The sequence below is a fragment of the Enterococcus sp. AZ080 genome (assembly GCF_051714945.1).
In the GTDB taxonomy this organism is placed as follows: domain Bacteria; phylum Bacillota; class Bacilli; order Lactobacillales; family Enterococcaceae; genus Enterococcus_B; species Enterococcus_B pernyi.
Window position 1 is genome coordinate 2,017,071 of the sequence record NZ_JBIOSV010000001.1, and the last position, 22,675, is coordinate 2,039,745.

Sequence of the window (22,675 nt, forward strand, 5' to 3'; positions counted from 1 at the left end):
ATAAGCGGACGAACGAACGTGATGATTTCAATGAAAAACAAAAAAAGTATGAAACTGAGTCAGCGGGCCATTTCTTTAACAGAAACTTTCGGACTCAGATCATACTGATATATGTAGCTAGACCTAAATTTGAACTTGAATCGAAGGATCGGATCAACAGCTAGAAAAATAGTTATTCGTCAAACAACCAACTGGATTTGACTAATTGATTGAATACGATAAATTCTTTTTCTAAATTGATGACCACCACTTCATAGCCAGCATTGATCCAGCCATAGGCGCCTTTTTCAGGATGTTTATAGTCGTTCGCCCACCAATCGGTACTTTCTCGTGCAGAACGGGGCAAGGCACTACTTGGAAAAAGCAACTCATCGATTTGAGTAAATGTCAGCGTGATTTGAGAGCCACCATTTGTCTTTAAATAATGAGTGATGGCATCATACTTTTTGACTCGTTCTTTCATGTTACGCACCTCACTTTTCTTTATTATCCCATATTCCCTTCGTTAAGCAACTATTAACATAATTGTCATGCAGAAAAAAATTCTCTATACTTGAAAAGAGACGAGAACAAACAATGAAAGTAGTGAAACAGATGTTAGAACGTTATTACACGATCAAAGAAAATGGTCAAAGTGAGCTTGAAATAAAAAAATCACGTTTTATCTGCTCACTGAAACGAGTTGAAACGGAAGAAGAAGCAAAACAATTTATCCAAGAAACAAAAAAAGAACATTGGAAAGCCAATCATAATTGTAGTGCGTTCGTGATTGGTGAAAAAAATGAGATTCAACGAAGTAGCGATGATGGTGAACCGAGTGGAACTGCTGGCGTGCCGATGCTAGAAGTAATCAAAAAAAATGAACTAATCAATGTTGCGGCTGTTGTGACTCGTTATTTCGGCGGGATCAAATTAGGTACAGGCGGCTTGATTCGTGCATATGCGCATTCGGTTTCCCACGCATTACAAGAAATTGGCATCGTTGAAGGGACATTGCAACAAGAATTATCGATTCATATTGCCTATCCTCAGCTAGGAAAAATAGAAAACTTCTTGGCACTCCAGCAGGTGAATGTGAAAGAAATCCGCTATACAGAAAAAGTCATCGTTGTTTGCATGATCAATGAAAAAGAGGTCTCTGCTTTCCAAGAAGCAATCATTGAACTTTTGAGCGGTCAAGTGACATTTACTGAAGGCGCTGTTTCTTATCATGAACAACTCATTCAAACAAGAGAATGAGCCTGATCATAGAGAAAAAGACCAAAGAATAGAAGGCAGCTATGCCAATGACTATTCTCTGGTCTTTTTATTCAATATGAACGATCATCTTTCTAAATAAAACTCAAAGCGGTCGCCGACATATTGGGTACGTACGTATTCAAATGGCGTGCCATCTTCAAAGTAAGAGATCTGTCTTAAACGTAAAACAGCATCTCCTCGCTTGACCTCTAAATATTCAGCAATTTTTTCTGAAGCTAAGACTGCTGAAATTGTTTGTTTCGCCGCACCGATCTTGTTTCCTCTTTTTTCTTCGAGTGTTCGGTACAATGACTCCGTAATTTCTGCTTTGCTGTATCCGTCGATGATTTTTTGCGGAATACTCGCAATCTCAAAGCAAATAGGGATATCATCAGCAAAACGAATACGTTCCATTCGTAAGATAGTATCATCTTTTTTTAGTTGCAATTTCTCCATTTCACTCGAACTTGGTGACGTGAGAAAATAAGAAATCGTTCGACTGGATGGTACACGATTTTGTGATTCCATGATTTCGGTAAAACTGGTTGCACCAGACATCTTTTCTTGGACTTTTTCTCGTGCCACGTAGGTACCTGATCCAATTTTTCTTTCAAGGATTCCTTCATCGGCTAAGTTTTGGATTGCTTGTCTTAAAGTCATTCGACTAACATTAAACTTGATGGCTAATTCTCTTTCTGAAGGAAGACGATCTCCAATTTTCCAGACGCCTTGCTCGATTTCACTTTTGATTTGATCGTGAATTTGTATATATACCGGTAATTGATTCGACATAACATCTACCCGTCCTTTCATTTCTATTTTATTATAACTGGTATATACCTAATTCTCAACAAAAAAGAGCCCATCATGCTGTTCATTCCACTGCCTTGCCCTCCGATATAATAGCGTTTGGATATAGACCTATGATCATTCACTCTTATTCAATAAGTAATTAAAGTAACAAGCCCTTACTATTCTTGCTCGGAAACGACAGAATCAAAAAAGGCTGGCTCAAGTTCACCCAACTAATCATTGATCCAGTATTTTCATGGCCGTTGCCATCATCAAACGGATTCGATTCAATTGATTGACTACGGAAGCACCTGGGTCATAATCGATTGCCGTAATGTTGGCTTTTGGGTAACGATGACGAAGCTCTTTGAATACCCCTTTGCCTACAACATGATTCGGTAGACAGCCAAATGGTTGCATACAAACGATATTAGGCACATCATTTTCCAACAATTCAATCATCTCACCGGTTAAAAACCAGCCTTCGCCGGTCTGATTGCCAATTGATAAAATCTGGCTTGCTCCCTCTGCTAATTGATGAATTGGTGTTATTCCATCAAAGCGTTGTGATTTCCTTAATGCTTTATCCATTGGCTTTACAACATATTCAATCAAGCGGATAAGAAACTGCGCGACCCATTTACTTTTTTTCGAATGACCTAAATGTTCATATTTCCAGATTTGATTGTATATCGAATAATTCATAAAGCCCATGATATCAGGTACAACGACTTCAGCTCCTTCTTCTTCTAATAATCGGACGATATCATTATTGGCTGTCGGTGAATACTTGACTAGGATCTCTCCAACAATCCCTACTTTAGGTTTCGTTTGGTTCGTTAGCGGAACCGTGTCAAAATCATGGATGATTTTCGCCATATTTCGATTGAAATTTGTCAAAGAACCATTTTTGACATTGCGTTCCACTCGTTCAAGCCATTGATGGTGTATTTCATCAATCGCGCCTTTTTCTATCTCATACGGTCGAGTGCGGTAAACGACTCGTTCAAAAAGATCGCCATATAAAAAAGCAACAGCTAAACGTTTCAACAATGGCAATGTGAACGTAAAACCAGGAGAAGATTCTACCCCTTGATTGCCGAAAGACACAGAAACCACAGGTATCTGTGGGAAGCCAGCTTCATCAAGCGCCTTGCGAAGTAGTGGGATATAATTAGTCGCTCGGCATCCACCTCCTGTTTGGGTCATCATCACGCTGGTATGATTTAAATCATATGTGCCACTTTCCAATGCCTCGACTATTTGCCCAATCGAGATGATTGCTGGATAACACGCGTCATTGTTGACATACTTCAACCCAACATCAACGGCACTGCCACTTTCACTTGGCAAACAAACGACTCGATATCCCGAGGATTTTAGAGCAACATCAACTAAACCAGATTGATGGATAGGACTTAACATCGGCAATAACAAGGTATGTGTTTTCTTCATTTCTTTGGTAAAGGTGATTTTTTCCGGTGTAAGAAATTGTTTCGTTGGGCGAAATTGTTGTTTGGTTCGTGCATTGACTGCCGCTTTTAATGAGCGCAAGCGTATCCTGATGGCACCTAAATTTGCACCTTCATCGATTTTTAGGACAGTGTATAACTTGCCATATTGCGCCATGATTTCTTCCACTTGATCAGTTGTCACCGCATCGATACCACACCCGAAAGAGTTTAATTGCACTAATTCTAACTCCTTAGATTTGGCGACGACTCGGGCAGCTGCATATAATCTTGATTGATAGACCCATTGATTCACTACTCGTAATTGCCCCACATCTCCTAGATGAGCAATGCTATCTTCTGTCAAGACATGGAAGCCTTCTTGTGTGATCAATTCTGCAATCCCATGATTGATTTCCGGATCTAGATGGTAAGGGCGACCTGCAAGGACGATGCCACGTTCATTGTTTTGATGTAGCATCCTCAAGGTTTCTTCTCCTTTTTGCTGAATTTCTTTTTTAAAATCGGCTAATGCTTCATATCCTTGGTGTAAGGCTTCTTTTATTTGATCTTCTGAAAATCCATAGTCAGAAAATGTTTGGTGTAACGTCTTTGCCACTGATGCTTCGTTCGCTAGATTCAAAAACGGCTGACGGTAATCGATCCTTCCTTCTCGAATCGCATCGACATTATTTTTGATGACATCTGGATAACTTTGAACGATGGGACAATTAAAATGATTGTCCGCTTGGTTGTTCTCCTTTTGCTCAAAGATCACGCCCGGATAAAAAATGCAGGGAACACCAGCATCGATCAGTGACTGGATATGGCCATGCACCAGTTTCGCTGGATAGCAGACGGTATCACTTGAAATCGTGTCGATTCCTTGTTCGTAGATTTCCTTACTCGAACGAGGGGATAAGACTACTCGAAAGCCTAAAGTACGAAAGAAAGTCTGCCAAAGAGGAAAGTTTTCATACATATTCAATACTCTTGGAATCCCGATTTCCCCGTTGACAGCTTCTGTTTTTCGTAATGGACGGTAACGGAATAATTGCCGAGATTTTTCAGCCACTAAATTGATTTTCTTATCGGCTTTTTTGATTTTGATCTGTGCCCCACGTTCACAACGATTACCAGAAATCAACTTCCGACCATCAGAAAATAAAGTGACCGTCAATAGGCAATTATTCTCACACAACCCACAGTGCGTCAATTCTTTTTCTGTCGTCAACTGAGACAATTCTTCGAATGAGAGTACTTCACTTATTTCCCCTTTTTGATATTCTTCCAAAGCAATCAAAGAAGCCCCATATGCACCCATCAATCCTGCGATAGAAGGACGAACAACTTCTCTTCCACTGATTGTTTCAAATGCTCGCAAGACTGCATCGTTGTAAAAGGTTCCACCTTGGCACACGATCTTATTGCCTAGATCTTCTGGTTTTCTGATTTTGATCACTTTGTAGATCGCATTTTTGATCACAGAATAAGATAGACCAGCCGAGATGTCTCCAACAGAAGCGCCTTCTTTTTGGACTTGCTTGACCTTTGAATTCATGAAGACCGTACATCTGGAACCTAAGTCCACAGGGTTCTTGGCTGAAATAGCTGCAACCGTAAAATCTTGGATTCCATAACCTAATGACCTAGCAAATGTTTCGATAAATGAACCACAACCTGAAGAACAGGCTTCGTTCAATTGAATCGAGGACAATGCGCCGTCCTTGATCGTCATTGCCTTCATATCTTGTCCGCCAATATCTAAAATAAAATCGACACCTGGTTGAAAAAAATTTGCTGCTTTATAATGCGCCATCGTTTCGACTTCACCAATATCGATTTTCAACGCACTCTTGATCAACGCTTCACCATATCCAGTCACTACCGCTTTACCGATAAAGCAGCCTTTGGGCATTTGCTGATACATATTTTTCAATACGTTGATGGTTGTTTCTAAAGGCTGTCCTTCATTGTTTCCATAAAACGAGAATAATAGCTCTCCTGATTGATTGATCAAGGTGACTTTCGTCGTTGTCGAACCAGCATCAATACCTAGAAAAGCCACCCCCTGATGGGTAGCTAGCGCACGTTCTTGCACCTTCGCTTTTTCGTGTCGACTGCGAAAATCAGCTAACTCTTGATCGTTCTGAAACAGTGGCGCTAAAGAACGAGATGGATGAAGCAACTCTTGCTCTTGGCTTTTCAATTTCTGGATTAATTCACTGAGTGTTTTTTCCTTTGAAGTTTTTGCGTGATAAGCTGCCCCTAATGCTACGAATAGTTGCGGATTTTCTGGAAAAATCACTTCTTCTGTCGATAGACCAAGCGTTTCAATAAAGCGTTGGCGCAATTCGGACATAAAGTAAAGTGGGCCACCTAAAAAGGCGACCTTTCCTTTGATCTTTCTGCCTGCTGCTAAACCAGCGATTGTTTGATTGACGACGGCTTGAAAAATACTAGCAGCGATATCGGCTTTCGCCGCTCCTTCATTGATCAGTGGTTGTACATCCGTTTTAGCGAATACACCACAGCGAGAGGCAATTGGATAAAGCTGTTGGTACGCTTTGGCTAGTTCATTCAACCCATTTGCATCGGTTTTCAATAGTGCTGCCATCTGATCAATAAACGCGCCTGTCCCTCCCGCGCAGCTACCATTCATGCGTTGTTCTAAAGAAGAACCAAAAAAAGTGATTTTGGCATCTTCTCCCCCTAATTCAATTGCTACATCTGTTTCGGGAATCCTTTCTTCGATCGTTTTTGTACATGCAATCACTTCTTGGATAAAAGGTAATTGTAGATGTTCCGCTAATCCCATACCGCCAGAACCAGTGATGGCAAAAGCAATCCCCTGATCTTGTAAGGTTGTTTTGGCTTCTTCTAATATGTTGATGGTTGCTTTTCTGATATCTGCATAATGTCGTTCGTATTTAGCAAAAAGAGTTTCGCCATGGTTATCAAGAATCACTAATTTTACTGTCGTTGAACCTACATCGATACCTCCGTACATTTTCATCGTCTCGCCACCTTCTTAAAAAAACGCTTTGTTTAACATTGAACAAACCGTCTGTTATACTACATATATCTATTTTAAAACGATTTAGAGCGATTTCAATAAGCAATAATCGTCAGTTTGTGAGATAAACAACAATCGTGTGCGATTTGTCGACCAAAAGTGAGGAGATTTTTATGATGAAGAAAAACGATCTTCGAGTGAAACGTACCAATAAAATGATTATTGAAGCATTCTTACGTTTACTAGAAACAAAAAGTATGGAGCGAATCACGATCCAAGAAATTGCCGATGAAGCAATGATCAATCGTGCGACTTTTTATGCTCATTTCAAAGATAAACAAGATCTTTATGAGCATTTATTCCATATCGCTATCCAGACATTTACCTCGATCTTAGATTTGGAACCCTTGATGGAAGACAATAAATTGAAGCTGAAACGGGTCAACCGCGCCTTAACTCAAATTTACCAATTGGTGGCTGAGAACAAAGCCATATTTATTACGACTTTGGACGGCACTTCGATCGAGTTTTTCAGGAAAAAGTTAAAAATTTTCTTATCAGAAAAATACGCCACTATCTTTGATCGTCTAAAAATCACAGAGAACGAACTAGAAGTACCTATTGACTTTATCACAGAATACATAACTGCCATTTTCACCGGTACTTTACATTGGTGGGTCACTAGTGATACCGAGATGACACCACAGCAGTTAGCTACTTTAGTCATCAAATTAGTGGGAAATGGTCACTTGACCGTCTTAGGGATCGAGATTGAAAAATAACAAAAGCTCTGAAGAACACAAGATTATGTGAACTTCAGAGCTTTTGTTATTCTTAACGATTTTTAGACAACCATTTTTTGGTATGATTTGTTGGACGTTTCGCTTTGATTTGGACAAATTTTTCTGATTTTTTCGGTACATGGATCTCTACATTGTACTTCTCCGATTTGATCATATCGTAAATTTTTTCTGCTGTTTCATCTACTTTTTGTTTCCACTTCATTTGTGCCGCCTCCTTTTTTTCTTCTTATATCTACTCTAGCCTATAATAGCAAAATCAGCAAGAAACAAGGTGTTTTACACAAAAAAAAGAGTGATCTGCAACTGATCACTCTAGGAACTGGGGTAGCTGGATTCGAACCAACGCATGAGGGAGTCAAAGTCCCTTGCCTTACCGCTTGGCTATACCCCAATGAAATGGAGGAGAGTGGATTCGAACCACTGAACCCTAAGGAACGGATTTACAGTCCGTCGCGTTTAGCCACTTCGCTACTCCTCCGAAAGGTTTGTATCAACCTGACTTAGTTATAATACCTAATTTTCCAAGTGATTGCAACCCTTTATTGAAAATTTTTTTGATATTTTTTTATTCGTGTAAATTCCAATGACGAATTACTGTTTCTATCGCATTTTCAAGACTTTTTTCTTTGCCAAAGTCTTCTTCTCCCAAGAAAATCTCAAATTCTTTTGGGCCATACGCTAAAATTTCACCGATCATTTTTTTACCAATAAATAACTGCGTTACCTCATATGTGTTCCCTTTGATCGTTTTTTTGATCTCTTCGGTACGCACTTCAATATCTTTATTCTTTTTTGACATTATTTCCCACCTCCTCAATAGTTTATCACATTTAACGGCAGAAAACATTCACTGCGTGCCTTCTATTTGATAATTTATTTTCCTGCTTCGTGTTGCGCTAGATAATTTGCTGCTGCCCCTATCAGGTTCGCATCATTGCGATACTCACACAGGGTGATCAATGGATCAAAATCATTCAACCCAAAATGATTCGTCAATTTTTTCATCCGTTGATTGATTTCTGTCAGTAATCCCTCTTTTGCAGAAATTCCGCCACCCAATACGATCACTTCTGGATCAAAAGAAAATTGAATACTAAATAACCCTTTTGTTAAATAATCATAAAAAGATTCAACTTCTTCTTGTGCGAGCGGATCACCATTTTCTGCTAATTCAAAGACTTCTTTTCCACTAAAGGTATGTTTATCTAATCCTTTGCGTTCACAATACCGCCACGCCATTTGGACTGCCGTTCCTAATGTACTGAATGTATGCTCCCCATTAAGAAACATCAAGCCAAATTCTCCGCCATAAAGATGAGCGCCTTTATTCAATTCACCATTAGTGAACATCGCACCACCTACGCCTGTACCAATTACTACAAAAGCAACATTTTGATAGCCACGAGCAGCACCTTCATAAAACTCAGCCATTCCCGCGCAATTCGCATCATTTTCCATAGCAACTGGCAGACCAAATAATTCCTCTAATTCAGTATAAATATCAAACCCATGGATATAAGGGATCGCGCTGATACCTTCAATCACTTGTCGTTGGCTGTTCACAACACCTGGTGCACTAAAGGCGACCCCACTGATTGCTACTTCTTGTGATAATTGTTGGAATACCAATGATAATTGCGCTTTCATTTCTTTCCATGTAGCTGGTGTTGTGAACTGACCTTTATGTGTTAGTGTTTCTTGTTCCCAATAACCATATTTGACAGCTGAACCACCAAAATCGAATGCTAAAATCCCCATAATTATTTGTTCCTCCTCGATAGTTTTTCATCATTATTTTCACTATGAAACGCTTTCTTTTTATTCTATAATTCTTTGGATAAAGTGACTTGATCTCTCAGAAGTATTCCTTCTTCATAGATTGGTTCTGGGTAGTTATTGATGAAGTAATCCTTTTCTCTTGATACTTCTTTAAAGCCTTTTTTTTGATAAAGATGTAACGCTGGATTCGTGATACTTCCTGTACGGATCAGTATTTTTGTTGGTTGTTTGCATTCTTTGCTAAACTGTTCGAGTGCATGGTCAATCAGCTTGCCACCGATTCCTCTTCCTTGATGCGCATCAGCAACAGAAACATTCATGATCTCACATTCCGTTTCTCTGATTTCATAAACAAGCACACCAATCACTTCATCCTGCTCTTTCCAGATAAATCCATCGCCATTGGTCACATAAGCGATCACTTTGTTTTTATCAGGATCGGCTTCTAGTAGTAATGCCCATGGTAAGTCACTTTTGTTCAATTGTTGAAACATCGCTTTCTCCCATCTAATAAAAATCAATGACTCTATTTTTTGTATTTTTTATAGTCTGGCATCGATTGATCTTCTTTATTACGCGTCAAACGAAAGTTACGAGGCACATAATCGATACCGCCTTTCACAAATGGGTGGCAACGAAAGATGCGTGCTGTTCCCATTAGGGTTCCTTTGAGCGCACCATGTACTTGGATGGCTTGGATCATGTAATTAGAACAAGTTGGATAATACCGACAACTTGGTGGGAACGCAGGTGAAATAAAACGCTGATATCCTCGAACTAAATAAATTAAAATCTTTTTCATATTCTCATCTCCATAAAAAAGAGGATTGGTCATACATCCACTTACCATCCCCTATAACCGGATAAACGGTGTTCTAAAAGCAACTCCTACAGAAATAAGCGCCAAAACCCAAAAATATGAAAAGCTATTTTCGGATTTTGGCGCTTATTTCTCGGAGCTGTACGCTTTTGCCACAACCTCTTTTTATCTTATCTGTTACCTAGTGTACACACTTAACTAAAGAAATCGAAGATATGCAACCATAAGCTCGGTTGAAAGACCTTGAATGGACTTCCACCGCCAATCAAACCATATCCGATCATTGTTCCAATGATGAATAATAGGAGTACAAGTAAAATGACAGCTAAAATTTTTACCAAACTTATCAAAATATAGCGTGGACTCGTCATCTCTCGTCACATCCTTAAGCGATTGTTTGTGGTGTTTTTTCGACTGGTGTTTCTTCTACATTTACACGTTCCACATCTGCACCTAATTGTTGCAATTTAATATGGAAATTATAATAGCCACGATCTAAATATTTTAGGTTACGAACGCGTGTGATTCCATTTGCTTTCAAACCAGCTAATACGAGCGCTGCTGCTGCTCTTAGATCTGTTGCATAGACTTCAGCACCTTGTAATTCGTGATTACCATCCATGATTGCAATGTTGCCATCGATTTTTACATGTGCATTCATTCTGCGCATTTCTTCAAGATGTTGGAAACGGTTCTCAAAGACTGTTTCAGTCACAACACTTGTACCTTCTGCAACCAACTGGATAGCAGTCATTTGTGCTTGCATATCCGTTGGGAAACCAGGATGTGGCATTGTTTTTACATCTGTTGGTAAAATATGTTTTGGTCCGATGACACGAACGCCACCGTCTTCTTCAGTGATCGTTGCACCCATTTCGATCAATTTAGAGATCAATGGACGATTATGCTCAGAAATCGCATCAGCGATCAATAGATTGCCTTCAGTCATTGCTGCTGCTACCATGAAAGTACCAGCTTCGATACGGTCTTGGACGATTGAATGGTTGACTGCATGCAAATGATCAACGCCTTCGATACGCATCGTTTCTGTACCAGCGCCATAAACATTCGCACCCATTTTATTTAAGATATTCGCTAAATCAACGATTTCAGGTTCACGTGCGACGTTTTCAATGATCGTCGTGCCTTTTGCTTTGACAGCAGCCATCATGATGTTTTGTGTCGCACCAACACTTGGAAAATCTAAATAGATCGTATTTCCGATCAGTTGATCGGCGATTGCTTCGATATAACCATTCTTTTGAATGATTTTTGCACCCAAGGCTTGAAAACCTTTTAGGTGTAAATCGATCGGACGTTTTCCAATCGCACATCCACCAGGCATTGCAACTTTTGCATGACCATTTCTAGCCAATAATGGTCCCATCACAACGATTGACGCACGCATTTGGCTTACGTATTCATAAGGTGCTTCAATTTCTAATTCTCTCGATGCATCAAGTGTCACACGATTATTCTCTTCATCAAACGCTACATCTACGTTCAAATGACGGATCACTTGATTCATAGTGAACACGTCAGAAAGAATTGGCACATTATCTAAAACGGTCGTTCCTTCTTCAGCCAATAAACTTGCGGCTAAAATCGGCAATACCGCATTCTTTGCTCCTTCGATCTTTACTGTTCCTTTTAATTGATTGCCACCTTTTACGATGATCTCTTCCATGTTGTTCCCCCCAAAAAAATCCGTTGAGTATACATTCGCTCAAAATCTTTTTTATTATATCACTTCTTGTTTTAAAATAGTACCTTTTTTTAAAATTATAGGCTGACGAAAAGATTTCGACATAGCGCAATGATCTCTAAGAAAAAACTGCTCGCTGTATACCCTAAAAAAATTGAAAAAAGGACAATTGCCATTCTAATTTGTGTCGTATGCATTGAACGAAAAAAAGCGTCAACGCGTAAAGAACGCAAAGACCAAAAGGCTAAGTAAATAAATGCCAAATGACTAACGATCCGAATGATTGCATCAATACCATATACTTGCATCATTACGCCCTTTCTAACAAATGTTTTTGATAACTAACACACTGATGATACCATAAATTTTATAAAAGTAGAAATTATTGGTTGTAAAAATGATAAATCTCTGTAATTTTCTTGACAAACTCTGAAAAATGGATGAAAAATATCATTTCTTTACACCAAAAAAATAAATTTTATCCTAACAATGAATGATAAAGAAAAGAAGAGATCGGGAAACACACGTGGCTGCATTAGCACCCATAAGTGTTTGTCCCGATCTCTTCTTTTGGGAGTTGTTCTCCCGCCATAATTCAATTACTTGTCAATTATAGTAATCACTTATGTTTTGATACATTGATACGGTTCACTGCGCGGTGTAACGCAACAGTTGCCCGTTTCAGTTCATTCTTATCTTCTTTTTGTTTGGCTTCTTCGATTTGGCGTTCAGCACGTTGTTTTGCGCGTTCTGCTCGAGTGACGTCGATATCTCGTTCACGTTCCGCACTATCTGCGACGATTGAAACTAAGTTATCGCGAACTTCCATGATGCCGCCGTTCACAGCGATCCAGTCAACGTGTGTATCTGAATCTGTCCGCTTCACACGAACTTCATCGATCGTTAAAGGCACGATGATTGGCGCATGCTGTGGTAAAATACCAAGTTCGCCAGCAGTAGTGCGTGCAACAACGATTGCCGCATGGTGATCATAAACTAAACCATCGGGAGTAACCACATTAACAGTTAAATATTGATCCATGGGGCACCCCTTTCTAGTAGCCTAGTTTTTTCGCTTTTTCGACAACGTCTTCGATTCGGCCGACACTGCGGAATGCTTCTTCAGGAAGGTCATCGTATTTACCTTCAAGAATCTCACGGAAGCCTTTGACAGTTTCTTCAACTGGTACATAAGAACCTGGAAGACCTGTGAATTGTTCAGCTACATTGAAGTTTTGTGATAAGAAGAATTGGATTCGACGAGCGCGTGAAACCAATATTTTTTCTTGATCTGATAATTCATCCATCCCTAAAATAGCGATGATGTCTTGCAATTCACGGTAACGTTGTAATACATGTTGTACTTCAGTCGCTACTTTGTAGTGTTCTTCTCCTACGATTTCAGGAGATAACGCACTTGATGAAGAAGCAAGTGGGTCAACGGCTGGATAGATCCCTTGTTCGGTCAATTTACGTTCCAAGTTTGTCGTTGCATCTAAATGGGCAAATGTCGTTGCTGGCGCTGGGTCAGTATAGTCATCCGCTGGCACGTAGATTGCTTGGATCGAAGTGATCGAACCTTTTTTCGTTGAAGTGATCCGTTCTTGGAGTTGTCCCATTTCAGTCGCTAAGGTTGGTTGATAACCAACCGCTGATGGCATACGTCCTAGTAAGGCAGATACTTCCGAACCTGCTTGGGTGAAACGGAAAATATTATCAATAAATAAGAGCACGTCTTGTCCTTCGACATCACGGAAATATTCCGCAATCGTCAATCCAGTTAGTGCGACACGCATACGAGCACCTGGTGGCTCATTCATTTGTCCAAACACCATCGCTGTTTTTTCGATTACGCCTGAATCTTTCATTTCGTAATACAGATCGTTTCCTTCACGGGTACGTTCACCAACACCGGTAAACACTGAGATTCCCCCATGTTCTTGGGCGATATTATGGATCAATTCTTGGATCAGTACGGTTTTACCAACACCGGCACCTCCAAACAATCCAACTTTCCCACCTTTTAAATAAGGTGCTAATAAGTCAATGACTTTGATCCCAGTTTCAAGAATCTCTGTACTTGTGCTTAATTCATCAAAATTTGGTGCTTTCTTGTGGATCTCGCTTCTTTGGGCATCCTCTGGAAATGGTGCTTCCAAATCGATTGTTTCACCTAACACGTTGAACACACGACCTAATGTTTCTGTTCCAACTGGTACAGAGATCGCTTTACTTGTGTCGATGACTTCCATTCCACGTTGTAGTCCATCCGTCGATTCCATTGCGATCGTACGGATCACACCGTCACCTAATTCTAATGCTGCTTCAAGAACAACTTTTGATTTTTGCTCATCATTTTTATAAACAACTAATGCGTTGTTGATATCTGGTAAGGATTGGTCTAAAGAAAATTCCACGTCGACAACGGGACCGATTACTTGAACAATCTTGCCTGAACTCATCTTTTTTCCTCCAATCTCCTTGCTATTCTAGTGCCGATGCTCCGGCAACAATTTCGGTAATTTCTTGGGTGATCGCCCCTTGTCTTGCACGGTTATAAGAAACCGTCAGATCATCGATGATGTTCGTAGCATTATCAGTTGCGGTTTTCATTGCAGTCATTCCCGCGGCATGTTCTGCCGTTTTCGCATCGACGATCGCACCATAAATCAAACTTTCGGCATATTGCGGCAACAGTTGAGTCAAGATTTCTTCTTTTGAAGGTTCAAAAATATATTCTTGCTCAAAGCTTTTCGCTTCTCCCGGATCTAAATCTGAAATAGGTAACATTTTTTCTACACGAAATTGACTAGTCAATGAATTGATATGATGGTTATAACATACATACAATTCGTCAAATACTTCATTTTGATACATGGTCGTTGCCATGTTCACGATTTTACGAACCTCATCAAAGCTAGGTTGATCAGACAAATTGCGCAGTTCATACGCTAAGTTGATGTCACGAGCTTTAAAGAAATCCGCTCCGGTACCACCAATGGCGATCATGACATATTCATCTGGTGATTGATGGTCTTCTTCCAAGATGGACATGGTTTGTTTCAATATGGAACTATTGTAGCCACCGACTAACCCACCATCAGCTGTGATCACGATATAACCGGTTTTTTTAACTGGTCGACTGATCAGCATACTATTATAATTGACATCTCCTCTTGGATTAGCCGAAGCAATGTCAGTTAATTGTGTTGCTGTTAAATGCGTAACGATTTCTCTCACCTTATTGGCATAAATCTGGAACTTCTGTGAAGAAGCTTCAGATTTTGTCAATTTAGAGGCTGACACCATTTGCATGGCACGAGTGATTTGGCTCGTCTTTTTCGTTGACGCGATTCGTGTCTTGATTTCATTTAATGAAGCGCCCATTCATCTCACCTCACTATGCATTTTGAATGGATTTCAATTTGTCTTCTGTTGAAGAATTATTTCCTTTTGTTGCCATAAAGATATCTTTGTACTCTTGAATTGCTTGGTTCAACGCTTCTTCTTCAGGAAGATCTTTCGTCGTACGGATCGTTTCAAAGAGATCTGCATGATTTGTCTCAAGATATTCAAATAACTCATGTTCAAAATCTAAAATGCTATCTACAGGGATACTGTCTAAGTAACCGTGTGTCAATGCATATAAGATGACTACTTGTTTTTCCACTGCAAGAGGTGCATGTAATTTTTGCTTCAAGATTTCTACTGTACGACGACCACGATTCAATTTCGCTTGTGTCGCCGCATCTAGATCAGAGCCAAATTGCGTAAATGCTTCTAATTCACGGTAACTTGCTAAGTCTAGACGCAATGTTCCGGCAACTTTTTTCATTGCTTTGATCTGTGCTGAACCACCAACACGAGAAACTGATAACCCTGCATCTACGGCTGGACGAGTTCCTGCATAGAACAAATCACTTTCTAAGAAGATTTGTCCATCAGTGATCGAAATGACGTTTGTTGGAATATAAGCAGAGATATCCCCAGCTTGTGTTTCAACAAATGGTAAAGCAGTCATTGACCCTCCACCTAGATCATCACTTAATTTTGCTGCACGTTCTAACAAACGTGAGTGCAAGTAGAAAACATCCCCTGGATAGGCTTCGCGGCCTGGTGGTCGACGAAGTAATAAAGAAAGCTCACGATAGGCAACAGCTTGTTTAGATAGATCATCAAAAATGATCAATACATGTTTGCCGTTATACATGAATTCTTCACCCATAGCTGTTCCAGCATAAGGTGCGATGTATAGCAATGGTGCAGGTTGAGAAGCGCCCGCATTGACTACGATCGTATAATCCATTGCGCCATATTTTTTCAATGTTTCTACTTGTGTACGTACCGTTGAATCTTTTTGTCCAATAGCTACATAGATACAAATCATATCTTGACCTTTTTGGTTGATGATTGTATCGATTGCAATCGATGTTTTCCCTGTTTTACGGTCACCGATGACTAATTCACGTTGTCCACGTCCGATCGGAACTAACGCATCGATCGCTTTCAACCCTGTTTGCATTGGTTCGTTGACTGATTTACGTTGCATAACACCAGGTGCCATCGCTTCAACTGGACGTGTTTTGTCCGTCACGATTTCTCCTAGCCCATCAATGGGTTGTCCTAAAGGATTGACGACACGTCCGATCATTGCGTCCCCTACAGGTACTTCCATGATCTTTCCTGTGCGTTTTACTTTATCCCCTTCACGAATGGATTCAAAATCACCTAAGATAATGATTCCGACATCATTTGATTCCAAGTTTTGTGCCATACCATATGAACCGTTCGAAAATTCAAGTAGTTCACCACTCATGGCATTTTCAAGTCCATGCGCACGTGCGATTCCGTCACCAACATAAGTGACTGTACCGATTTCTTCGACTGAAAGCACGTTTTCATAATGTTCAATTTGTTCTTTAATCAAGGCACTAATTTCTTCTGCTTTGATAGCCATTCGATTCACCTACCTCTTTGTACTATCTATTTAATTGATTACGCAATTTTTCCAACTGCGTCCGAATGCTTCCGTCGATCACTTGATGATCTGCTTCTACAATTGCCCCACCAATGATCGTAGAATCAACTTGTTGCTTCAATTCGACCGTTTGATAGTTCATTGTTTTAGCGACATTTTCTTCAAGTCTAGTCAATTGTTCCGCTGAAAGTGGGACTGCTGTAGTCACACTTCCCAGTAACAAACCATTATTTTCATTGTAACGATGTTCATATTCGTCGATCATCAAAGGTAGATCGTTCATCCGATTGTACATGAACACGACTTCTAAAAAGTTTTTTACGATTCCTTGATAACCACTGACTAATTTGTCCATGATCAATCGCTTTTCATGAGGTTCCAACCGAACATCACTAAGGATACTCCCTAATTCAGGAACATCAGCATAGATTTTACGTAGACTAAGAAGTTCTTGGTAAATTTCTTCTGTATTATTTGAATCGATCGCCAGTTCAAATAATGCTTTTCCGTAACGTCTACCTACTGTATATTTATCTAGTTTCATTTGACGAACCTAGACCTTCGATATATTGATTGATTAAAGATTCGTGCATTTCTGGAGATAATTCTTTATTCAAGATTTTTTCCGCGATTTGAAGAGAAAGTTCAGCTACATCGTCTTTGACTGAGTTCAATGCCGTATCACGTTCCATCGTGATATCCGATTGAGCTTTACTTTTTAGACGAGCAACTTCTTCTTGCGTCTCCTTCAAAATATTTTGGCGGCTTAATTCTCCACTTTCTTTCGCATGTTTGATGATATCCGCAGCATCAGAGCGAGAAGCCAACAATTGTTGCTCACGTTCTTGTTCTAATTTTGCTGATTTGATGCGAGATTGTTCTGCAGAATCTAAATCATTGGCGATCTTATCTTCACGTTTTTTCAAAATATCGCTGATCGGTCCCCACGCAAAGTGTTTTAATAGGACCATTAATATCAAAAATGAGCCGCTGACAACGATGATATTACCTAACATCGGATTGCCAACTTCTGCAATTGCCAATTGATTCAGCATAGGTTAGCCTTCCTTTCTCTGAGAATCCAGTTTTCTTAGATTGCGTATTTAATAAAATAGTAGATAGCTTTTTTGACTATCGCGCAACCTCAGCATTTTTATTACACACCAAAAACTAGGATCAAGGCGATAACAACACCTAGAATAGGAACGGCTTCGACTAAGGCTACCCCGATGAACATCGTTGTACGTAATTGACCTGACATTTCAGGTTGGCGTGCCATTGATTCGATTGTTTTAGAAATTACTTGACCATTACCGTAACCAGCTCCGATAGCTGCCCCTAAGATTGCGATTGCTGCTGCGATATAATTCATAATTTACTTCCTCCTAAAATAGTTTAAATAGTAATTAAATCTAGTTATTTTACTCTTCTACTTCGATTTTGTGACTCATATATACCATTGATAAAGTGACAAAGACAAATGCTTGGATGCTTCCGATAAATAATGAGAACGCGATCCAAACCATCTCTAACGGAATTGCTAAAGGCAATGAGAACCAGCCTAAGCTTGTCATCATTTTTGCGATTAAAGTTAGCAATACTTCTCCCGCATAAATATTCCCATAAAGACGTAAAGCAAGTGTTAACAAGTTTGTGAACTCTTCGATCACCTTCATTGGAAACATAAAACTATAAGGTTTTAGGAACGAGTTGACAAAGTAACCTTTGAAGCCGAGCTTCTTCACCCCGAATAGATGAGTAAGTGTGATCATAATAAATGCCAATGTTAAAGTTACAAACGGGTCTGCTGTCGGACTTTTCCAAAGTGTCGTTTCGCTAGGTAAGACGATTTTTGTAACTAAACCGATATTGTTCGCAACAAAAACAAAGAGAAACAAGGTAAATGCCAATAAATGAAAATTATTCAATTCTTTTCTAGGCACATTATCTGTAACGATCCCTCGTGTAAAATCAATGACCCATTCAAGTGCATTTTGCTTCCCAGTTGGCTTCATCTTTAGATTTCTTGTAAAGAAGTAAACTAAAAAGAAAACGATCAAACAAGTTAACAACACCATCAAACAAACAGTCCCATCAAACCAAACCGGTCCAATGTGGAACGTTAGCGAGCGTTCATCCAATCCATTTCACCTCTTTTCCCCGAATTTCACATAAAATCAATTTCATGTGTGTATCTGGTTTTTCTTTATCGGTTTCTAACCAAACGGTATCATACCACCACGAAATAGAAATTTCAAAGTATTTTCATGAAAATTAGACACTTTTTTATTTCAGTCTAAAAATCATCAAAAACATGGATGATATGATGCCAGGAAACTCAGAAAAAACCTGTGATAATCATGTTTCATCAGATTAAATGCTAACAAATTTTATCATTAAGTAAATCTAAAAGCACCGAATATGCGAAAAAGGATAATGAAATTATCTAGAGAAATTTTTTAATGTACGATCAATTTGTCGATCCACATCTTTTCGCTTCAGATCTTCTCGCTTATCATACGATTTTTTCCCTTTGGCCAATCCGATCAAGACTTTCGCATAGCCATCTCGGATATAGACTTTCAAAGGAACAATCGTGATTCCGGTATTTTTTGTTTCATTCAATAAACGCGCAATTTGCTTTTTATGCAATAACAATTTTCTAGTTCTTAGTGGATCATGATTAAAGATATTCCCTTGTTCATAAGGGCTGACATGGACATTATGCAAAAAAGCTTCGCCGTTTCTCACACGAACAAATCCATCTTTTAAGTTGATACGACTATTGCGAATAGATTTGATCTCTGTACCTTGTAAAACCATTCCTGCTTCCATTGTGTCGATGATCGAATAATCATGGCGAGCTTTTTTATTTTGCGCAATCAGTTTTCCCTCGCCTTTTGGCATTGGACATTCCCCCAATTCATTTTCATTTTATATTTATTTTTTCTTTTTCTTCTTGGTGACGCCTTTGTAAAAAGGTTTTTTCCCTTTTTTCCCTTTTTCTTTTTTTGGACCATATTTACTATCGGCTTTCTTCGGACGTTTTTTCTTGTCCGTTTGCCGTCCATTTGAATGTTTTGAAGAACCTTTATTGGCTTCTTTTCTTCTTCCTTTTGGCGCTTCCAACGGTGCCAATTCCTCTGCGGAGACTAATTCGAAATCAACCGCTCGCTCCGTAGGATCAGCCTTGACTACTTTTACTCGAACTTTTTGTCCGATCTTGAAAGTTAATCCTGTCCGCTCACCAACGAGCGCTAGATGGTTTTCAATGTAGTGGAAGTAATCTTGTTTCAATTCATTGATATGGATCAAACCTTCTACTGTATTTGGAAGTTCGATGAATAACCCGAATTTCACCACAGAGCTGATGATCCCATCAAATTCTTCTCCCACTTTATCCATCATAAACTCGGCTTTCTTCATTGAGTCCACTTCACGTTCTGTTTCAACTGCACGTCGCTCCATTTTCGAGCTATGATCGGCAATATCAGGCAGTGCATTTTCCCAATGCGTCTGATTGCTTTCACTTGGATCTTGACCATATGAACGAATCAAACGATGCACGATCAAGTCTGGATAACGACGGATCGGTGACGTGAAATGTGTATAGTACTCTGCTGCTAATCCGTAATGACCAAAATTATCCTCAGAATAGCGTGCTTGTTGCATACTTCTTAACAACATGGTATTGATCACTGCTGACTCCGGTTTTTCTTCAACATCTTCGATCACTTTTTGTAAGTCCTTAGGTGTGATCGTGCCCTTCGTTCCTTTGACTAAAATCCCTAAAGCAGATGCAAAATCAAAGAATCGTTGCATTTTCTCTTCTTTTGGTTGCTCATGGATACGATAAATAAAAGGGAAATTCGCACGTGAATAATGTTCTGCCACCGTTTCATTGGCTGCTAACATAAAGGATTCAATCAAACGTTCTCCTACACCACGACTCCGCAAGAGGATATCTTGAGGGTGACCGTCTGGATCAACCATGATTTTGGCTTCCCGATCTTCAAAAGAGATCGCACCACGACGAATACGCATCGTCTCTAAGATCTCATGCAACTCACCCATCGCTTGAAACATAGGAACCAATGGTTCATAGCGAGCCATAGTTTCTTCGTCTTGCTCTTCTAAGATCTGATTGACTGCTGTATAAGTCATTCGCTCTGTTGTTTGGATCACACTTGGAAAAATCTCATGAGAAATGATTTTCCCTGTTGGGTCGATCTCCATTTCACAACTCATCGTTAAACGAGGAACCTTAGGATTCAGCGAACAAATACCATTTGATAAACGTTGCGGGATCATCGGAATCACACGATCAGTCAAATACACACTTGTTCCACGTTCATAGGCTTCACGATCTAATTGACTGCCTTCTGTCACATAATATGAAACATCGGCAATGTGGACGCCTAAAAAGTAATTCCCATTATCTAACTTTCTAACTGTGACTGCATCATCTAAATCTTTGGCATCTTCGCCATCGATCGTCACGATCAATTGGTCACGTAAATCTCTGCGACCAATCAAATCTTTGTCACTGATACTATCTGGTACAGCATCTGCTTCGCTTAATACATCATCCGGAAACTGGGTCGGTATTCCATTGGCTACGACAATCGATAAAATATCCATCCCAGGATCATTCTTATGACCAATGACTTGTTTGATGATTCCTTCTAAACTCGTTGCATAGCTTTTTTCTGGATAATGGGTCAATTCGATCAGCACGATACTTCCATCTACTGGACGGACACCTTCTGCTGCGGCGTACACTTTGAATTGATTCATTTTTTTATCTTTTGGAATGACTACTCCATAAAGATCCGTTTCTGCCATTTCATCTTCTGTATAAGCGATGAACTCTCCGGCAATTTGTGTGGTTGCGCGTTGACGAATCTCAACGACCTTTCCTTCAGCTCCACGATCCGAAAAGGCATCCGCCGTTTTGACGATATCGATTGCAACAGTATCCCCGTCCATCGCATAGCCAGTCGCTTCTTTAGGGATATACACATCATCTTCTTCAGGATCGATCGTGACAAACCCAAATCCTCGCTCATTTGCGCGGAACGTTCCTTCAATCAAAATAGGCTGAAGTGGCAGTTTGATTTTTCCTTTTTTGGTAAATACGATACTTTGTTCTCTTTCCATCTGTGCGATGGTTTGCACTAGTAATTTAAAATCTTCGCTTTTTTGAAAGCCAAGACCTTCAGCGATTTCTTCCATCGAAAAACTTTTCTTGCGACTGCTTTCAATAAAGAAAATGATTTTTTCTTTTAATGTTTCTTTTGTCATTATTATTCCTCATTCCAAGGTAAGTTCTCTAAAAAATCCAATACATCCTTTTCAAACGCTTTTCTTGCTATTCCTACTGTGATCACATGCTTACTTTCTGGATACCAGTGTAAGGAAATGTCAGTTTGCGTAAGTTTTTTTGCTGTCTCGTAGACACCATAAGGATCAATCATTTCATCTTGACCCGCTTGAGCCATGAATACTGGTTTTTGGATATCTGATAACTTACTTTCTGTTATTGCTGCTTGCTCTTGAATATCTATTAATTGTTGCTGTACTCGTGGCCGAAAGCTTTCGACTTTTTGTTCGATCATCGACTCCGATTCACCGGCAATTTTCAAGACCTGGCGTACATAATTCTCAAAATTCTCCGGCACATGATTTTCTACTGGAGAAATTGGCGAACAAAAAAATCCGCCTCCTATCATCGGAAATTCTGATAATGCTCGAACGGCAAAAATGCCACCCATCGACAATCCTAATACGGCGATGTCAGAAAATCCTTCATCGTTGAGAAACTTGATCGCTTGTTTCGTGTCTTGCCACCACGTCTCAGCGTCCTGTTCTAAGATCTCATTTGGAGTAAGCGTGCCATGTCCTGTAAACATTGGGGCATAGACCGAATAGTTTGATTTCTCTAAAAAACGGGCTAACATCCGAACATCATTTGGACTACCTGAATACGCATGCAATAAGAGGATTGCACGCTTCCCATGTTTTTCATAAATAGGTTGTGGTAGACTTTTCATTTTATTCACCTCATTAGCCTTATTTTACCATAGTTAGCA

General features: G+C 39.6%; 24 protein-coding genes and 2 tRNA genes. 2 read left to right on the forward strand and 24 right to left on the reverse strand.

Translation table 11 applies throughout. From position 1 onward, the window contains the following. Nucleotides 1–172: 172 nt before the first annotated feature. Complete coding sequence (locus IGK01_RS09450) at nucleotides 173–463, reverse strand: DUF7662 domain-containing protein (protein WP_010734907.1); 291 nt, start codon at nucleotides 461–463, stop codon at nucleotides 173–175. Between the two features lie 131 nt (nucleotides 464–594). On the opposite strand from IGK01_RS09450, the gene IGK01_RS09455 reads away from it, so the two are divergent. Further along, the gene (locus IGK01_RS09455; protein ID WP_023520031.1) at nucleotides 595–1,239 is read left to right on the forward strand and encodes a YigZ family protein; all 645 of its coding nucleotides are present in this window, start codon (nucleotides 595–597) and stop codon (nucleotides 1,237–1,239) included. A gap of 84 nt (nucleotides 1,240–1,323) precedes the next feature. Here IGK01_RS09455 and IGK01_RS09460 read toward each other — a convergent pair whose 3' ends face one another. Continuing rightward, nucleotides 1,324–2,031 carry a GntR family transcriptional regulator gene (locus tag IGK01_RS09460; RefSeq protein WP_010734905.1) on the reverse strand — a complete coding sequence of 236 codons (708 nt, stop codon included), beginning with the start codon at nucleotides 2,029–2,031 and terminating at the stop codon, nucleotides 1,324–1,326. Nucleotides 2,032–2,268: 237 nt separating this feature from the next. Further along, on the reverse strand, nucleotides 2,269–6,498 hold the full coding sequence (locus tag IGK01_RS09465; protein ID WP_375152406.1) for an acyl-CoA dehydratase activase-related protein: 4,230 nt from the start codon (nucleotides 6,496–6,498) through the stop codon (nucleotides 2,269–2,271). A gap of 173 nt (nucleotides 6,499–6,671) precedes the next feature. Here IGK01_RS09465 and IGK01_RS09470 point away from each other — a divergent pair, with 173 nt between their 5' ends. Next, nucleotides 6,672–7,280, forward strand: coding sequence for a TetR/AcrR family transcriptional regulator (locus tag IGK01_RS09470; RefSeq protein WP_137072622.1), 609 nt, complete (start codon nucleotides 6,672–6,674; stop codon nucleotides 7,278–7,280). Between the two features lie 52 nt (nucleotides 7,281–7,332). On the opposite strand, the gene IGK01_RS09475 is transcribed toward IGK01_RS09470, so the two are convergent. From IGK01_RS09475 to IGK01_RS09575, 21 genes are all read right to left on the reverse strand, one after another. Next, nucleotides 7,333–7,503, reverse strand: coding sequence for a hypothetical protein (locus tag IGK01_RS09475; protein WP_010734900.1), 171 nt, complete (start codon nucleotides 7,501–7,503; stop codon nucleotides 7,333–7,335). A 117-nt stretch (nucleotides 7,504–7,620) separates the two neighbouring features. Continuing rightward, nucleotides 7,621–7,692: transfer RNA gene (locus IGK01_RS09480), tRNA-Gln, on the reverse strand. Between the two features lie 6 nt (nucleotides 7,693–7,698). Further along, nucleotides 7,699–7,779: transfer RNA gene (locus IGK01_RS09485), tRNA-Tyr, on the reverse strand. A gap of 87 nt (nucleotides 7,780–7,866) precedes the next feature. Next, entirely contained in the window at nucleotides 7,867–8,100 is a 234-nt protein-coding gene (locus IGK01_RS09490; protein WP_010734899.1) for a DUF2969 domain-containing protein, read from the reverse strand. A gap of 74 nt (nucleotides 8,101–8,174) precedes the next feature. Next, a complete protein-coding gene (locus IGK01_RS09495) occupies nucleotides 8,175–9,059 on the reverse strand; it encodes an ROK family protein (protein WP_023520035.1) in 885 nt (294 codons plus the stop codon). A 65-nt stretch (nucleotides 9,060–9,124) separates the two neighbouring features. Beyond that, the gene (locus IGK01_RS09500) at nucleotides 9,125–9,574 is read right to left on the reverse strand and encodes a GNAT family N-acetyltransferase (RefSeq protein WP_010734897.1); all 450 of its coding nucleotides are present in this window, start codon (nucleotides 9,572–9,574) and stop codon (nucleotides 9,125–9,127) included. 32 nt (nucleotides 9,575–9,606) lie between these two features. After that, entirely contained in the window at nucleotides 9,607–9,882 is a 276-nt protein-coding gene (yidD, locus tag IGK01_RS09505; protein WP_010734896.1) for a membrane protein insertion efficiency factor YidD, read from the reverse strand. 212 nt (nucleotides 9,883–10,094) lie between these two features. Next, nucleotides 10,095–10,271 carry a DNA-directed RNA polymerase subunit beta gene (locus IGK01_RS09510; RefSeq protein WP_010734895.1) on the reverse strand — a complete coding sequence of 59 codons (177 nt, stop codon included), beginning with the start codon at nucleotides 10,269–10,271 and terminating at the stop codon, nucleotides 10,095–10,097. Nucleotides 10,272–10,285: 14 nt separating this feature from the next. Beyond that, nucleotides 10,286–11,587: a UDP-N-acetylglucosamine 1-carboxyvinyltransferase gene (murA, locus tag IGK01_RS09515; RefSeq protein ID WP_010734894.1), complete on the reverse strand. Its 1,302-nt coding sequence runs from the start codon at nucleotides 11,585–11,587 to the stop codon at nucleotides 10,286–10,288. A gap of 95 nt (nucleotides 11,588–11,682) precedes the next feature. Continuing rightward, nucleotides 11,683–11,913 carry a DUF1146 family protein gene (locus IGK01_RS09520; RefSeq protein WP_029594144.1) on the reverse strand — a complete coding sequence of 77 codons (231 nt, stop codon included), beginning with the start codon at nucleotides 11,911–11,913 and terminating at the stop codon, nucleotides 11,683–11,685. Between the two features lie 311 nt (nucleotides 11,914–12,224). Next, entirely contained in the window at nucleotides 12,225–12,647 is a 423-nt protein-coding gene (locus tag IGK01_RS09525; RefSeq protein WP_010734892.1) for a F0F1 ATP synthase subunit epsilon, read from the reverse strand. Between the two features lie 13 nt (nucleotides 12,648–12,660). Continuing rightward, nucleotides 12,661–14,067, reverse strand: coding sequence for a F0F1 ATP synthase subunit beta (atpD, locus tag IGK01_RS09530; RefSeq protein ID WP_010734891.1), 1,407 nt, complete (start codon nucleotides 14,065–14,067; stop codon nucleotides 12,661–12,663). A gap of 22 nt (nucleotides 14,068–14,089) precedes the next feature. Further along, a complete protein-coding gene (locus IGK01_RS09535; RefSeq protein WP_438840694.1) occupies nucleotides 14,090–14,992 on the reverse strand; it encodes a F0F1 ATP synthase subunit gamma in 903 nt (300 codons plus the stop codon). Nucleotides 14,993–15,005: 13 nt separating this feature from the next. Further along, a complete protein-coding gene (atpA, locus tag IGK01_RS09540) occupies nucleotides 15,006–16,562 on the reverse strand; it encodes a F0F1 ATP synthase subunit alpha (RefSeq protein ID WP_010734889.1) in 1,557 nt (518 codons plus the stop codon). Between the two features lie 22 nt (nucleotides 16,563–16,584). Next, complete coding sequence (atpH, locus tag IGK01_RS09545) at nucleotides 16,585–17,127, reverse strand: ATP synthase F1 subunit delta (RefSeq protein WP_010734888.1); 543 nt, start codon at nucleotides 17,125–17,127, stop codon at nucleotides 16,585–16,587. Further along, nucleotides 17,114–17,638, reverse strand: a complete 525-nt coding sequence (gene atpF, locus IGK01_RS09550) for a F0F1 ATP synthase subunit B (protein WP_010734887.1) — start codon at nucleotides 17,636–17,638, stop codon at nucleotides 17,114–17,116. Before atpF ends, atpH begins: the two co-directional genes overlap by 14 nt. A 101-nt stretch (nucleotides 17,639–17,739) precedes the next feature. Continuing rightward, on the reverse strand, nucleotides 17,740–17,955 hold the full coding sequence (gene atpE, locus IGK01_RS09555; protein WP_010734886.1) for an ATP synthase F0 subunit C: 216 nt from the start codon (nucleotides 17,953–17,955) through the stop codon (nucleotides 17,740–17,742). Nucleotides 17,956–18,004: 49 nt separating this feature from the next. After that, nucleotides 18,005–18,724, reverse strand: a complete 720-nt coding sequence (atpB, locus tag IGK01_RS09560) for a F0F1 ATP synthase subunit A (protein WP_010734885.1) — start codon at nucleotides 18,722–18,724, stop codon at nucleotides 18,005–18,007. A 301-nt stretch (nucleotides 18,725–19,025) separates the two neighbouring features. Continuing rightward, complete coding sequence (gene smpB, locus IGK01_RS09565) at nucleotides 19,026–19,490, reverse strand: SsrA-binding protein SmpB (RefSeq protein WP_010734884.1); 465 nt, start codon at nucleotides 19,488–19,490, stop codon at nucleotides 19,026–19,028. 33 nt (nucleotides 19,491–19,523) lie between these two features. Then, nucleotides 19,524–21,887: a ribonuclease R gene (gene rnr, locus IGK01_RS09570; RefSeq protein ID WP_023520038.1), complete on the reverse strand. Its 2,364-nt coding sequence runs from the start codon at nucleotides 21,885–21,887 to the stop codon at nucleotides 19,524–19,526. A 2-nt stretch (nucleotides 21,888–21,889) separates the two neighbouring features. Then, the gene (locus IGK01_RS09575) at nucleotides 21,890–22,636 is read right to left on the reverse strand and encodes an alpha/beta hydrolase (RefSeq protein ID WP_438840695.1); all 747 of its coding nucleotides are present in this window, start codon (nucleotides 22,634–22,636) and stop codon (nucleotides 21,890–21,892) included. Nucleotides 22,637–22,675 lie beyond the last annotated feature (39 nt).